General features: G+C 38.3%; 15 protein-coding genes. 6 read left to right on the top strand and 9 right to left on the bottom strand.

The annotated features are described in order from the left end of the window. Window position 1: 1 nt before the first annotated feature. The 3 genes from EHE21_RS15770 to EHE21_RS15760 are packed head-to-tail and all read right to left on the bottom strand — an operon-like array spanning window position 2 to window position 2,983. Window positions 2-772, bottom strand: coding sequence for a hypothetical protein (locus tag EHE21_RS15770; RefSeq protein WP_194951193.1), 771 nt, complete (start codon window positions 770-772; stop codon window positions 2-4). Beyond that, window positions 765-1,913, bottom strand: a complete 1,149-nt coding sequence (locus EHE21_RS15765; RefSeq protein ID WP_416384041.1) for a phosphoribosyltransferase domain-containing protein — start codon at window positions 1,911-1,913, stop codon at window positions 765-767. Before EHE21_RS15765 ends, EHE21_RS15770 begins: the two co-directional genes overlap by 8 nt. A gap of 2 nt (window positions 1,914-1,915) precedes the next feature. Further along, window positions 1,916-2,983 (bottom strand): ATP-grasp domain-containing protein, encoded by a 1,068-nt coding sequence (locus tag EHE21_RS15760; protein ID WP_194951192.1) that lies wholly within the window; start codon window positions 2,981-2,983, stop codon window positions 1,916-1,918. A gap of 324 nt (window positions 2,984-3,307) precedes the next feature. Here EHE21_RS15760 and EHE21_RS15755 point away from each other — a divergent pair, with 324 nt between their 5' ends. The 6 genes from EHE21_RS15755 to EHE21_RS15730 all read left to right on the top strand — a co-directional run bounded on the left by EHE21_RS15755 (window position 3,308) and on the right by EHE21_RS15730 (window position 7,905). Then, window positions 3,308-3,892 carry a TerD family protein gene (locus EHE21_RS15755; RefSeq protein ID WP_072064329.1) on the top strand — a complete coding sequence of 195 codons (585 nt, stop codon included), beginning with the start codon at window positions 3,308-3,310 and terminating at the stop codon, window positions 3,890-3,892. Next, complete coding sequence (locus EHE21_RS15750) at window positions 3,893-5,065, top strand: TerD family protein (RefSeq protein WP_194951191.1); 1,173 nt, start codon at window positions 3,893-3,895, stop codon at window positions 5,063-5,065. A 25-nt stretch (window positions 5,066-5,090) separates the two neighbouring features. Continuing rightward, window positions 5,091-5,546, top strand: a complete 456-nt coding sequence (locus EHE21_RS15745; protein WP_023582792.1) for a tellurite resistance TerB family protein — start codon at window positions 5,091-5,093, stop codon at window positions 5,544-5,546. Window positions 5,547-5,577: 31 nt separating this feature from the next. Then, a complete protein-coding gene (locus tag EHE21_RS15740) occupies window positions 5,578-6,618 on the top strand; it encodes a TerC/Alx family metal homeostasis membrane protein (protein WP_194951190.1) in 1,041 nt (346 codons plus the stop codon). 53 nt (window positions 6,619-6,671) lie between these two features. Then, window positions 6,672-7,250 (top strand): TerD family protein, encoded by a 579-nt coding sequence (locus EHE21_RS15735; RefSeq protein ID WP_072070083.1) that lies wholly within the window; start codon window positions 6,672-6,674, stop codon window positions 7,248-7,250. 79 nt (window positions 7,251-7,329) lie between these two features. Then, complete coding sequence (locus EHE21_RS15730) at window positions 7,330-7,905, top strand: TerD family protein (protein ID WP_023582790.1); 576 nt, start codon at window positions 7,330-7,332, stop codon at window positions 7,903-7,905. Between the two features lie 64 nt (window positions 7,906-7,969). Here the strand turns inward: EHE21_RS15730 and EHE21_RS15725 are convergent, their stop codons facing one another. The 6 genes from EHE21_RS15725 to EHE21_RS15700 form a co-directional block, all read right to left on the bottom strand. Continuing rightward, window positions 7,970-8,650 (bottom strand): HAD family hydrolase, encoded by a 681-nt coding sequence (locus EHE21_RS15725; RefSeq protein WP_194951189.1) that lies wholly within the window; start codon window positions 8,648-8,650, stop codon window positions 7,970-7,972. Between the two features lie 215 nt (window positions 8,651-8,865). Then, a complete protein-coding gene (locus tag EHE21_RS15720; RefSeq protein ID WP_194951188.1) occupies window positions 8,866-9,993 on the bottom strand; it encodes a fimbrial protein in 1,128 nt (375 codons plus the stop codon). A 36-nt stretch (window positions 9,994-10,029) separates the two neighbouring features. Then, entirely contained in the window at window positions 10,030-12,690 is a 2,661-nt protein-coding gene (locus tag EHE21_RS15715) for a fimbria/pilus outer membrane usher protein (protein WP_194951187.1), read from the bottom strand. 38 nt (window positions 12,691-12,728) lie between these two features. Further along, the gene (locus EHE21_RS15710; RefSeq protein ID WP_194951186.1) at window positions 12,729-13,445 is read right to left on the bottom strand and encodes a molecular chaperone; all 717 of its coding nucleotides are present in this window, start codon (window positions 13,443-13,445) and stop codon (window positions 12,729-12,731) included. Between the two features lie 66 nt (window positions 13,446-13,511). Then, window positions 13,512-14,078 carry a fimbrial protein gene (locus EHE21_RS15705; protein ID WP_194951185.1) on the bottom strand — a complete coding sequence of 189 codons (567 nt, stop codon included), beginning with the start codon at window positions 14,076-14,078 and terminating at the stop codon, window positions 13,512-13,514. Between the two features lie 318 nt (window positions 14,079-14,396). Then, window positions 14,397-14,696 carry a helix-turn-helix domain-containing protein gene (locus tag EHE21_RS15700; RefSeq protein WP_194951184.1) on the bottom strand — a complete coding sequence of 100 codons (300 nt, stop codon included), beginning with the start codon at window positions 14,694-14,696 and terminating at the stop codon, window positions 14,397-14,399. Between the last annotated feature and the right edge of the window lie 856 nt (window positions 14,697-15,552).

Genomic DNA, 15,552 nt, shown 5'->3' with positions numbered 1-15,552 from the left:
TTTATTCTCCAAAAATTTTTGTGTTAATCGCATCTGCAAATTGGCTTTGACGAGGAAGCCCATACCAACTGCATAATTTCATAAAGCGATGATCACTAAGGCTATCGCCAAGTCCAATTACAGGGAAAACACCTCGCTCAGCTTTTAATTTATTGAGCAAATAGGTGACAGCTTTGCCTTTTTCGATAGGCTCAGGTAACCAAGCAATATTGTTGCTGTTGCGATGAATATAAAAACCGTCGGTTGAAAATGTTTTTTCTATTTCATCACCTATGGCATATAGCTCGTCTAAGCGAGTGCTATCGTTATGCTTCATGACTAAATAAATAGGTAAATCACCATATTCATAGTTAATACGTGCCCAGCCATCAATGTTTCGTTGCGCCATTAATTGCGTAATTGATTGTTGTAGCGTCAACAAACGTTGTGTATAGGTCGCTAAGCTTTGAGTGATATGGCTTTGCCATTGCGCATCTGCTGTGCCTTCAGGCGTTAATATCACTGCACCGTGTGTGGTGATCGCCCAAGAATGAAACGCAATGGTGACTCGGCTAATTTCTTCTGTTCCGCGCGCAGTAACTGGAATTAAATCTGCGTGCTCTAACATCCAATCGACAAGCATGGCTTGCTCTTGAGTCATAAAGCTACGAGGTTCTAAGCTTCTATCGAGCGCACCCGTTTTATAGGGTTCTAGCGCTAATTCATCGACCATCTTACGACGTGTTTGAAATAAGGTGTCGTCGAGATCAGTTAAAATAACGGGCTTAGTCATAACTGATTACCTCAACAATAGGGGCAACTTTATTAAGGGCTTCAATCAGTTGGTGATCAATACTTTCGGCTGGTGTTTCACAACAAAGCAAAATGTGATCAAATTGTTGATGAGCTACGTTATAGACGAAGTTAGGAATACCTAAACCATAATTATCAGTAAATGTAATCGCTGATTGAATGGCAAAATTAGTTGAAATAGGTGAACGGGTTGTTGAGCTATATTTTACAATAGCACCTTGTTTTTCAAGGCGTTCAGCTAATAAGAACGGTTCCCAGACAAATTCTCCCGATCCTAAAACAAGGATCTTTTCACCCAAAGATGCATTGATGGATAAACCGAGATCGCTTGCCGGCGTTGTCATCCCTAATCGACCCCAGCTCTGTTTACCGGTGATCGCTACTTGTCCTGATGCAGTAATATTAACATTAGGCATAACAGGTAAAGGCGCGTTTGGATCGGCATCCCATTGCCATTTACCTTGAACTAAAGAGATGGTCTTAATCGGTAATGGGGAGCGCTCAGAGATAGAATCACCACTCCAATCGGTTAAGGTTACAGCGATAACTTGCTTTATATGGGTTAATCCGCCTTCTTCACGTAGTGCTGAAAGCAGGTTAATAAAGGTATTGCCTGTAGTGGCTTCATCATCAATTAATACAACCGTTTTTGCTTGTTGTACCCACTGGCGTTGCTCTGCTGTTTTAGGCAAATAGAGTAAATGATCGGTCGCGTGGCTGTGATTCTCTTTAAACTCACACAGCAATTCACCCTGATCAACAGGATGACGTGTTGACGTTAAATAAACAGCTTGTTGATAGCGATTTCTCACTTCATCAAAAACGCCAGCACCTAAACCGACCGCGGTTTCTGCCATACCAATAAACAGAACCGGGCCTTCAAGTGAGTCAGGAAATTGACAGGCAAGTTTTTGATAGGTTTCACGCATTTTTTTCGGTGAAACAGGGATATGACGCCCCAATACTTTACTGACAAATAAAAATGCACGCTTAGGATTGCGTCTTTCTGCAATATCAAATAATTCATCAAGTAACTCAATAGGGCAATTTGGCGTCACACTTAATGTGCCACAAGAAAGAAGGCGACGATAAACGGATGAGTCACTCATACTATTTTTCATTATTAATTATTATCCGTACTGATTAAGTTTGTTAACGTTGAATTGAAAACAATAGAATCGGTGATTGAGCGTATTTTTGTTGGTGTAAAATGGTTATTTTGGGCTTGAGCCTCTTCAATACTCATTAATCCTAATTGGCGTAAAGCAAAAATACCTGCAAGGTTAATTCCACAATGTTGGGTATAACCAATACCACCAGAAGGGCGCATATTAATTTCAAGTAAGAGCGGGGTGCCTTGATGATTATTTCGGGTCTGCACATTCACAAGTCCATCGGCTTTCATCGCTGTCGCACACGCTTTACCTAATTCATAAGCCTCGCCTGAAATTTCCAAATGCTGTATTGCACCCTCTTTGCGTCGAGCAACAGCGGCAATAACATTACCTTGCTCAACCACCATATCCACAGAGTATTCTGGACCTGGTAAATAAGGCATCAAGACTAAAGGTTCAAAACGTTCTACCGCCTTTAATGCATCAAGATATTGCTGAGGACTGACTTGGCGATTTTCTGGGTGATTAAACAGTGCCATCGGTGAAACTTGATTATCAAAACGCCAAAAACCCATGCCATAAATCCCTTTTACGGGTTTGATACATAAAGGAGTTTCACCAAAAGGAGGCTCTTTTATATGCGCTTCTAATTCATCGATAGATTCAATATAAATAGAAGGTACCGCAGGAAGCCCACATTGTTCCATTGCTTGTGCAAAGGCGACTTTATTATCAGCTAACTGAAGCTGTTCAAGTTGTGTGGCTCCGGTTGTTAATTTTACCCCTAACGACTCAATTTCTTGGCGGTGTAATTCAAACCATGCGCTATTACGACCCGTGTGAATAACACTCACTTGATGCTGTTTTACAACATCAGCGATAAATTTTAAGCGTAATGTCTCTTCAAGAGGTTCATAAAAAGCCCCATCAGCAAGCGATAAAATCTCATTTCGAGTATGACGATGAGATGCAAGCACAACGATCTCTTGGCGCTGCTGTTTTGCAAAGTCTTTAACACTTTGAATTATATCGCGTTGTGATGATAAACCTTCCATAAACCAAATTGTGTTATTCATTACTCTGTATACCGTGAAATAAAAGTGTAGGGTTCAAGACCTATAATCATGAAGATTTCGAAGAACTGTGTCAATCATAATATGATTTATTTGAGTTAATTTTAAAATTGGGTGATTGATTGCGTTATTATTATGATTTTCTTGTATTTTTAACATTTCCTTACAATAAAAATATCATTAATATCAATAAATTGACAAAACTTTAAGATTGAATAAGAAAAATAGTCTTGCTCATGTACTTCATCATGATATGATGATTTTCATGATATGGAATTAATCACAAATGGCGTTATTGTTTCACTCTACCTCTGAAGGAATTTAATTATGGTTTCATTAAGCAAGAATCAAACAGTTTCTCTCAGTAAACAAGCACCTACACTGAGCCATTTAATGTTTGGTTTGGGCTGGGATCCGATTAAGAAAAAAGGATTATTAGGCGGTCTTTTTGGTGGTGGTGGTTCTATTGATTTAGATGCAAGTTGCGTATTGCTTGACGCAAGTGGCAATCAAATCGATACCATTTGGTTTAGAAAATTAAAATCAAGTTGTCAGTCAGTTATTCACTCTGGTGATAACTTAACAGGTGACGGTGATGGCGATGATGAAACAATTTTCGTTGATTTAGACCGTTTACCAACAAATGTTGAATACTTGGTATTCACAGTAAACAGTTTCCGTGGGCAAACATTTAATGAAGTTGAAAACGCATTCTGCCGTGTTGTTGATAAAACAACTAACAAAGAGCTAGTGCGTTATACCTTAACAGAGCAAGGCTCTCATACAGGTATCGTGATTGCTTCTTTGCAACGTAATCATGGTCAATGGGATTTCACTGCGTTTGGTGCCCCTTGTAAAGGCCGTGTTATTAACGACATGATGCCTGATATTGTGGCTACGGTGGTGCGATAAATGAATATGACTCCAGGTGGGAACTTACCGGTTCCTAATCAAACATTAATCGTTAGAATTCAATCAGGTGCGCCTGTTGATGTTTCTGCTTTTAGACTTTATGCGTCAGGTAAAGTGAATGGCGACACCGATATGGTGTTTTATGGGCAGACAGCCAATGATGATCGCACCGTTATTTATGCGACAGCCGGAAACAGCACATCTTTTACTGTGGATTTAGCCCGTTTACGTCCTGATGTTGAAAAAATTGCGTTTACTGCGACCTGTGATGGTCAACAAACTATCGCAAATTTACAACGATTATCGATTCAAGTTGATGCTAATAACGAAGTGGTGGCGAACGGTAATGTTGATATTAACGGTCGTCCTGAAGCGGCATTAATTTTAGGTGAATTGTATCGTCGTAATGGTAGTTGGAAGTTCCGCTTTATTGCCCAAGGGTTTAACGGGGGTTTAAAACCACTCGCTGAACATTTTGGTGTGGATATTGCAGATCCTGCTCCAACGCAAGCACCAGCACCGAAACCGGCACCCGCTCCAACGCCAGCGCCAAGTTCGGTGAACTTAAGTAAAGTCTCTTTAACTAAAGAGAAACCAGCAATCAGCCTTACGAAGAAAGATGACTTCGGTAAAATTAGAATCAACCTTGATTGGCATCGTGAAAGCAAAAGCGGGAGCTCTGGGTTATTAGGTGGATTGTTCGGCGGCAATAAAGGTATCGACCTAGATATCGGTGCATTCGTTGAACTTCAACAAGGGCATAAGTCTGTTATTCAAGCATTAGGAAACGGGTTTGGCGATTTTAACCGTATTCCTTTTGTTGAATTGCAAGGTGATGACCGCACAGGAGATGTTGCTGGTGGTGAATGGATCTTTGTGAATGGGCGTGAATGGAAAAATATTAAGCAAGTGCTGATTTTCGCGTTTATTTATGAAGGTGTGCCGAATTGGAGCAAGACTGATGGTGTGGTCACTATTCATGTTCCTGATCAACCACCTATCGAAACACGCTTAACTGATGGTAATAATGGTCGAGGCATGTGTGCGATTGCCCGACTAGTTAATGAGAACGGATCAATAAAAGTTGAACGTCTCAATGAGTTTTTTAAAGGCCACCGTGATATGGATAATGCCTACGGGTGGGGATTTCGCTGGACAGCGGGCTCTAAGTGATCAAATTGATATAAGGAAAAATAACATGAGTTTTTTTAACAAATTAAAAGAAGGTTTTAATACAGGCCGTTCTGAGTTAGCCAAGCAAGTTGGTCGCTTTAAAAATAAAAAATTTATGCAAGGTACCGTTGCGGTTTGTGCGCGTATCGCCATTGCCAGTGACGGAGTGAGTTCTGAAGAAAAACAGAAGATGCTTGGTTTTTTAAAAGCATCGGATGAACTTAAAGTATTTGATACTACTGAAGTTATCGAATTCTTTAATAAGCTAATCCTGAGTTTCGAGTTTGATACTGAAGTCGGTAAAGGCGAAACCATGAAGTATATTCTGGCAATGAAAGATCAGCCAGAAGCTGCGCAATTAGCTATTCGTGTCGGTATTGCTGTTGCGAAAAGTGATGGCGATTTTGACAATGATGAAAAAGAAGCGGTGCGTGCTATTGCCATTGCATTAGGCTTTGAGCCCGCAGAATTTGGTTTGTAATTAATTTATAGGGAACCGTTCAGGAATTATTATGGTATCCACACATATTGGTTTTCCGACAGAAACTGTCATTGTCTTTGTTGTACTTGCGATTGGCGCTATTTTTATCGACTTATTTATGCATCGTGCAGATAAGCCGATAACGTTAAAGAATGCCATATTTTGGTCTATATTCTGGGTTGCTATTGCAATGGCATTCGCAGGATTCCTTTATATTCACCATGGTGCAGAAGTTGCGAGCTTATTCGTAACAGGTTATGCATTAGAGAAAGTGCTTTCCGTTGATAACTTGTTTGTCATGATGGCGATTTTCTCTTGGTTTGCTGTACCTGATCGCTTCCGTCACCGCGTTCTTTATTGGGGTATCATCGGTGCTATCGTTTTCCGTGGGATCTTTGTTGCCATCGGTACAGGACTGTTAAGTTTAGGACCATATGTTGAGGTAGTATTTGCCTTAATCGTTGCTTGGACGGCAGTTATGATGCTGAAAAGCGGTGATGACAGTGAAGAGATTGAAGACTATTCACAACATCTTGCTTATCGCTTAGTTAAACGATTTTTCCCTATATGGCCAAAAATCACAGGGCATGCTTTCGTATTAACACAAAAAGAAGTTGATGCTGAATTAGCAAAACCAGAAAACAAAGAAATTACTATCGGTCGTGGTACAAAAGCGGCGTTATATGCAACACCACTTATGCTGTGTGTGGCTGTTGTAGAGCTTTCCGATGTGATGTTTGCTTTCGACTCGGTTCCCGCTATTATCGCAGTAAGCCGTGAACCCCTCATTGTTTATAGTGCAATGATGTTTGCAATCTTAGGCTTACGTACGCTTTACTTCGTGTTAGAAGCGTTAAAACAGTATCTGGTTTACCTTGAAAAAGCGGTTATTGTGTTGTTGTTCTTTATTGCTGCAAAACTGGGTTTAAATGCAACAGATCATATCTGGCAACATGGATACAGCATTTCCGCGACAACTAGCCTATTTGTTGTGCTAGGTGTTCTTGCTCTGGGTATTATTGCAAGCTTTGTATTCCCAGAGAAAAAAGATGATGAAGGTAAGACAAATTAATAAATATTCTTGAGAAATCAGAATATTAAAAACAAAACTAAAGAGGTTATAAAATGAGCGTTTCTCTTTCTAAAGGTGGTAATGTCTCTCTGAGCAAAGCAGCCCCAACGATGAAAAACGTCCTTGTCGGACTTGGTTGGGATGCCCGTTCTACAGATGGTCAAGATTTTGACTTAGATGCGTCTGTATTTCTGTTAGCTGCAAATGGAAAAGTGCGTAGCGATGCCGATTTCATTTTTTATAATAACTTAAGATCTGCTGATGGCTCAGTTGTTCACACTGGTGACAACCGTACTGGTGAAGGCGATGGTGATGATGAAGCGCTGAAAATCAAATTAGACATGATCCCGAATGATGTCGATAAGGTTATCTTCGTTGTGACTATCCATGATGCGCAAGCTCGTCGCCAAAGCTTTGGCCAAGTATCAGGTGCATTTATTCGTTTAGTTAATGATGACAACCAAATTGAAGTTGCTCGTTATGACTTAACTGAAGATGCATCAACAGAAACAGCAATGTTATTTGGTGAGCTATATCGCCATAACGCAGAATGGAAATTCCGCGCTGTTGGTCAGGGTTATGCGGGTGGTTTAGGTTCAGTTTGTGCTCAATACGGTATTAATGCCTCTTGATCGTCGATTTATAAGACACTAACCGCTGGCAATCATAAGATGTGATTGCCAGTTTATTCAATAAAGTAGGAGCTTTGATATGGCAGTTTCCCTTGTTAAAGGTGGTAATGTTTCTCTGACTAAAGAAGCACCAACAATGTCGGTTGCTATGGTTGGTCTAGGATGGGATGCCCGCGTGACTGATGGCGCAGAGTTCGATTTAGATGCGTCAGTGTTCATGGTAGGTGAAGATGGAAAAGTACTTTCAGACGCAAGTTTTATCTTCTTTAATAACAAAGTGAGTCAATGTGGAAGCGTTGAGCACCAAGGAGATAACCGTACTGGGGAAGGCGATGGTGATGATGAGCAAGTAAAAATCACTCTATCAAAAGTCCCTGCTGAAGTGAAAAAACTGGTATTCGCAGTCACCATTTATGATGCAGAAAACCGTAAACAAAACTTTGGTATGGTCAGCAACAGTTTTATGCGCGTTTATAACAACGACAATAATACTGAAATTGCACGCTTTGACCTTTCTGAAGATGCATCAACAGAAACTGCAATGATCTTTGGTGAGTTATATCGCCACGGCGCAGAGTGGAAATTCAAAGCAGTTGGTCAAGGTTTTGCGGGTGGTTTAGGTGCGTTAGCAGCACAACACGGCGTAAATATCTAAGACTCTATTTAGCCCTCGCTTTGCGGGGGCTATTTGTTTGTGTTGATAAGAAAACAGTAAGTGATTAAGACTCTTTTTTAGTTGCCGCTTTAATCGGTGAATTTTTAGATTTACGACGACCTGTATGAAAGTGGCGCCAATGTGGATCTTGCGCTGCAAACAGCAATTCATGATCACCACGAGAATCTCCCCACGCCCTTAAATGGTATTGTGTTAAGTCTCCATATACGGCTTCTAATCGTTTTATTTTTTCACCACAACGACAGTTATTACCAATAATTTTACCTGTCAGCTTACCATCAATAACTTCAAGCGTTGTTCCTATTAGTTTAATGCCTAAGCGCTTGGCAAAAGGTTGCAACACCATCGCGGGTGATGCAGAACAAATTGTCACTTCAGCATTGCTATTCACTTCTTCTGCAACAGCGAATAAGCCAGTAGGGCGCATCAATTTAGCCCAGTAAAGCTTGCAAAATTCTTCTGCTTTTTCTTTTAACCATTGTTCATCAATATTGGTTAGAAAGGTTTTGATAAGCACTTCTTTTAGTTCATCACGAGTGAGTTTGCGTCTAAAGCAACGTAATGTTGGTAATACCATTTTAATTAAACGGCGTGAGAATTTACGTTTGCCAAAGGCGAATTTTAGAAAAGGAATAAAACTGTCGTGATAGGTTAGCGTGCCATCAAAATCAAACACTGATAACGTTTTTACGGTGTTTTTCGCGTTTTCAAATTGGGGTTGCATACAGGATAAGGCTCCGTAAATCATCAGAGTTTGAGAAATATATTTTACTTATTATATCATTGTTCTAAAAATGAGATAGAGGCGATCTTATTTATTGATAAATAATGATTTTTCCGATTTTTAACGAGGCGTGGAATAATGGATCATAAAAAACACCTCTTAGTGATTTAGGCTAAGAGGTGTGATTTTATGCTGTTGGCAAACAGAATAAGAGATTAATAGTATTCAATCATAAAGGTTGCAGCCCCATCCGCTTTACCTGCGGATATTCTGTCATCAACACGAATATAGCGTGCACGCAATGGAATGCTTACTGTACCTGCCTTTTCAGTAATGGGTTGTGCAAAAGCAGTTGGCGTATTAAATTTAACAAAATCTTCACCCACATCACCGAATGCAAGTTGTATCCCTACACCTTTTGCTGCACCTGGAACATCATTTACTTTAAAAGTACCCGGATATTCAGGAATAGTTGGATTCACAGGTTTTATGGTGACTTTGATCTCGTTTGGATCGCGTTCAGGGAATGTTTGGCCCACTTCACTTGTGTATACATTTCCCTTACCTCCTGAATAATAACCCCTAAATGCAGGACAATTGGTTAATATAATATCGGAGTTTATCCATTTGGTTGTACTACCTTTATTGGGTAATGTAGATGTTTCGTGTTTACCCAACTCCACCGTATAATCTTGGGTTTTACAACTTGATGATGTCACAGTTATGGAGCCTGAGATCTCTATATATGAAGCTACAATGGGAAATCCTGGCGCATCAACTTGATTTTTATCGGGATAATTAACATCAAGTTGCATCCGTGCAATGTTAGTTAGATCAAAAGTACCCGGTTGAATTGGACCAATTTTAATTATTGAATAATGTAATATTGGTGCAGCAAAATACCGAAGTGACTTCCGATTTTCATTAAGTTCTCGTTGTCCTTCCCAAGATAACTTAGGAATGCCAAGTGGTAATGTATTTTCTTTATTCCGGTTTGCATAAAATACAATACCTAGCCCTGGATTATTTGTTCGAAAAACATTAGATGGAATACCCGGACGTGTTACAGGTGTTCCTGCTGTGCTTAGTATTTTCAACTCCTGTCTTTCCGCAAACCAGATTACTCTATTTGGATCTTCTGAAAAATCACCAGTACACTCATAATTTAGTGCTCTGTTGTTATAATCTATTTGTCCCTGATAAACAACGGAACCTATTGGCATATCAGGCCCAACAAAAATATTACCGGTTACTATCATCGAGCGAGTAAATAAAGGGGCATCCATTGTACATTTGACATCCGGTTTTGCCATTACTTCCGCAACAGGAAAAAGTAGAAGCATTAAGGCTAATGAATTTTTAATAATCGGCTTCATACTTTATTCTCCACATACACTAGTAAGTTGAACAAAACTACTTTGATTATTTTTATCTTGTGCTGGTGCATTATAGTTAATGGTACATTGCTGTATTTCACCTGGTCCCCACTTAATCGTTAAACGACCTGATGGATTTTTAACGCGGGCGTAGAGAAGTCCTCCCTGACCAATGCTACCCACTTCACTGTTCTGTTCATCGTAAGCGACACTACCAAATGGAATAGGTCCATTATTTCTTTGGATAGTAATCAACAATGGCATACCCTTGTCAGTTTCAAAGACAACTTTAGTAATTGCACCTTCAAATGGCGCGACAAAGGCTTGAGTGTTTTGTAACTCAACGTTAGTTGACATATTTTTAGGGTTAATGGTGATATCGTTTAATTGATACGGAGTTAAGTAAGGCACTAAAGCGTAGCCAAAGCTGTTCACTTCGATACCCGGATAGCCACTTACCGCAGCACCTTGTGCACCATCAGCATCAACAATAGTAAAGGTATTACTTTGATAAGCGGATGCGGCTAAGCCACCTGACCAACCCACTAACGAACCACTTGCCCCGACTGACGCATTTTGATAGTGCTCACCAATACCGTAGGTTGCACTTAAGCTACTAAAGTTCGTTCTCGCGTTACCACTCATTGTCATACTTGAACCAACGCCGTGGTTTGTATTCATCGCGGTTACACCATAAGAGTAACGGTTATCCGCACCCGCAGAGCCAGAAATACCAAGACGTTCACCCACATAACCTCGACCATCACGAGTCACTGCTGCGGTTAAAGTTGGCATATGGTCAATACTGAGATCATATAACGGCAAGGTAAAGTTCATCTCAAAAGTGGTTTCTTTTTTACCTTCGGCATTACGGACTTGACCTACGTTTAGACCATAAGACAACCTGCGCCAGTTGTTGTTATAACCCAATTGGTACTGTAAGTCGGTAGTATCATTATTCCAGTAGTTTTGGGTATAACCAGTGACATAAAAGTTACCCCATCCCTCAGCTAACCCCTGATCGATGGTAACGTTAAAACGACTCTTTGGACGCCAGATGTTACTAATACTTCTGCCATGTTTTTCTTCATTTATTGCCTGTACCGCAGAGGTATAGTCGTAGAAGTTTTCGGAGTTAAATTTATATGCTGCAATAGTCAAGTTACTGTTGGTATCTTGAATATATTTACTGTAACTCACCTGATAACTCTGTCCGCTATTAACAGCAGAAGCTGTAGTGTTTAAATGCACTCGAGCTTGTGTGACGTCGGCAGAAAAAGCACCTAAAGGTGTACTTAATGCCAAACCAACTTGAACAGCGTAGTAATCTGCACCTGTACCCTGAACACCTGCATAACCTGTAATAATATTGGTTAAACCACGGCGGTAGGTGGCTTGATATAAAGTAGGATCATAATCTACAGACTTGGAATTTAAATGACCTGCTGCAACAGTGTAGTTATGTTGCCCAGGGCGTAATAATTGTACCAGTGAAGCATAATAAACTTTGAAGTTTTGTTGTGAACCATCGGCTTCTTGAATGGTGACATCCAAGTTACCACCATAACCAGAAGGGTAGAGGTCATTAATTTCGAATGGGCCTGGTGAAACCACTGTTTCGTGAATAACACGTCCATCTTGGCGAATAATGACTCGCGCATTGGTTTTCGCAATACCACGAATGGTTGGTGCAAACCCACGTTGAGAATCCGGTAACATTTTCTCGTCACTAAAAAGCTGGATACCTCTTAGTGGTTGAGAGTCAAATAACTGACCTGTTGTTAACACATCCCCAATTTGTACTACCCCTCTAATTGTGGTGATAATACGCTCTAAATAGTTATAGGTTGATGTGTAATCATGGCCATTGTTTTCGTCCCATGAGTAGTTACCAGTATGATGAAAACTCCATGTTCCCAAATTTACATGGCTATCAATACCAGCAAATGCGGAATCATAGTTTGTACCGTTATTTCTAGATGTAAAATAGTTAGCATTATAGTTCACTAACAGGGCGTTGATCCCTCTATCCCATAGTGAAGGGCTAACATAACCTCTCGGTTTATAGCCAACAAGTGCTTGTGGGACTTCAACATTAAGGCGTTGTATTGAAGGATCATAGGTAACGGCTGTTGAAGGAACGAGATTAACTAATTCAATACATTCATGAAGCTCCATTGCACTTTTCAGCAATGGAGACTGTTTATCATCTTTGATATTGATAAGGCTCATCGTGTCTTTAGTGAGACAGGGTTCCACTTTTTGGTTAGCCATTTCTCTAAAAGTGATTTTTTGTTTAGCAATAAAATGATTATTAACGTAAACATCAACATCCCACGTACCAGGTAATATTGAGTTTTCCTTGTCAAAACGGCTGATATCAATATCACTTTGTGACGTATTCATAAAAATAGGGTTAAATGTGGTTGCGGTATTATTATTACCATTTGTGGTAGGCAAATTATTGCCATTAGCACTTGCTGGTAAACTTTGTGTCGCAACATGCGCGGGTAATGTATTTACACCCGATAATGCACGATTACCATTCGGCAGCCATTTATTCTTTTCTGTTACTGTTATATTTTCTGCATAGGTATAAGGCGCGACTAGAAAAAAAGTCACACCAGCAGATATTATAATAGTTTTTAAAATATAACTGCTCATTTAAATATTCCCGTATATTTTATGAAATCACTGGAGAATTAAAGTTTTGATTCAACTATTTTCATTGCGCCCCAATCGTTTACATATCGATAAACGACTTTATTTCCTATATTTGTTGATATGCCATTGGGTATAGCAAAATCATGGCTACCTAATGGTGGAACTAATTCACCATCAATAGGTTGTTTATCATTTCCATTAAGAGAAATAGAAACTAAAGAAACATAATAAGGGGCATTATTGATGACTTTTAACGTGTTACCTGAAACTGAAAACTTTAAGCCTTCAGCTGCTTCAATAGGACCCATTTTATCTTTTAGCGTAACTGGACGATAAAATAGCTTTATTCTAGAGCGATAAGCGATTTGTAGTTTATTTTCTTCACCCGTTGCATTAGGTGGTATTTCTAATACGTTAAGCCAATAAATAGTTTCTTTATCTTTTGGTAAAGCAACACCACCGGTATAACCAATTCTTAATGTCTGTGATTTAGTCGGTTCAATACGGAAAACAGGTGGTGTTAAAACAAATGGAACTTGAATAGTTTCTGGAGCTGCATCAACATCTCCGGTATCAAGCCAATTTTGAATTAATACAGGTACAGTTCCTTCATTAGAAACTTTAAGCGTTACTTCTTTTTCATTTTCATTATAAATAACACGAGTGCCACTAATTACAACGGCAGCATTCACCCATGTTGGAATAATAATTAATAAACTCAAAAAAAAGCTTTTAATTAATTTGGTGGTTTTCATATTTATCTTTATTCCATTAATAAAAAGCAAACAGGAAGGAGAATTACTCCTCCCTGTTTATTTCGATTATTTATACTGCAGAGTATAAACAACGCTACTTGTTACTTTACCAGCCTCGGTTTTACCGATAGCGTAGTATTCAACAGCGTATGGTAGAGTGGCTTTTTCATCAGTAATTTGAACGTAAGCAGTTGCATTTACTTGAGAAGTATTACCAATTTTGATTGGTGCAAATGCATTGCTACCATCTAACAGTTGTAATTGAACCAGTTTTGCACCAGTTGCAGCGATATCCATGTTTTTCAGACGACCAGCGGCTTGGTCAACTGTTGCACCAGTTTCAAAGAATGCAGATACTGTTTTATGGCCTGCTTGACCGACTTTACAATCAGACAGGTTCATATTGAAACCAGTACGACCAGTTACTTGGCCAGCAGCCGTTAAAGTTGCAGTACTGACTGTAGGCAGAGTAATAGTTGCATCAGGGCCTTGGCCTTCGATATCAACTTTACAAGTTGTATCCGTTAATTCACCATTAAAAGTAATCGTACCAGTATTATCAGCAGCAAAAGCATTACCAGCCATTAGACCAAATGCCATTGCTAAAGATGCACCAATGATAGATTTTTTCATTCTAAATTCCTTCGTTTTATATTAGATAACTACGTTTTAATAAATCGCTAAATATTAAATGGTATTTAGTAATTTATTATTTGACTCGCTATTAGTGTAAAAATAAATAAAAGCTATCCGTGGCAAATAAAAACGCTTATTAAGCGTTTTCTATTTTCCTAATAATTATCTATTAATACAAAATAATAGTTTCGTCGGTTGTTAACACCCCTAACTTCATAAAGCTAATAGCTCATGAAAATAAAACATAATTAAATATTTTATTTTCATGGTTAATTGCTTATAGTGATGTTACGTAATTTTGTTAAACAAATGTTTTTAATTTAGCTGGCTAATAGTAGTACCACTAAATTCATAATCTCTTTTTTTTGATTGCGTATTTGGCACCTTTTCGTTGTAGGTACTTATTACTTCACGATTCAAATCATCCCATGATTTATCAAAAATAATGAGTAACTTATTTATTAAGCTAAGCGACATACTATTTTTCCCGTTCTCATAACGAGATATTTGTTGTTGGCTAACAGAAATTATTTTTGCCAGCTCACGACCTGATAATTTCTTCTCTTTTCTAGCCTTCTTAAAAAAAAGGCCTACTTTGATGTCTAGATCGTTCATAAATTAATTCCAATAACATGAGGTCTAATATATAGAAGTTATCACATATTAAAATTAGTCATTTAAGTTTGAATAACTATATTACACATAAATTATTGCGTAAAAATGGTTTACCCTATGCGATTACATTTTGTAATAGTCTACACCTATCAAGAGAGTAATTATTGTAAGGCTATACTTAAGCTTTAGTAAGTGATAGACATATCAATACGTTAAGTAATTTAATGAAATTATAAACTAAATTCGATACTCGTTATATGAGTTTTATTTGGGTGTAAAATCTCGTCATATAAGTTATATGTTATTTTATGTTTCACTTTTCATCTTTATAAGACGAATTGTATGAAAAGGTTAGATATTGTAAGTAAATATATTTTACGCGGATTATGGGTATTTGTGAAAATTGTAGAACGTAAGAATTCTCTGAATAAAATCAAAAATTGGGGTATATGATGAAAATGAGTTATATATCTTTATAAAAAAATTGTGATCACAACTTTTTTATTTAAAAGAATGAAAAATAAAAATTGATCTAACGCGGTAATTATTGTGGAGAATATTCATATAAAGAAGGATTTGTTGTTTGATGCTAAGTAGGTGGCTTTTTTTAAAAATATTAATTGCAATGATGTTTGGTTTGTTTTCTCGAATGTCTTATTTATCCCGCTATATGAAGTTCAAAATAACTAATGTGTTCTTCTCTCTATTTCTCACTTAAAAGGACGATAATTTTTCATTAACAATATCCTAAGTGTATATACTCTATTTTAGGTGTATCCAAAAATGGTTTATCTCAAATACATGAGCTAGATCGTAAAAATACTTAAGAGTTATTAATCTCTAAGCGATAATAGAC

It is taken from the genome of Proteus sp. GOKU (assembly GCF_015475555.1).
GTDB lineage: Bacteria > Pseudomonadota > Gammaproteobacteria > Enterobacterales > Enterobacteriaceae > Proteus > Proteus mirabilis_B.
This window is presented reverse-complemented; position numbering and strand designations above follow the sequence as displayed.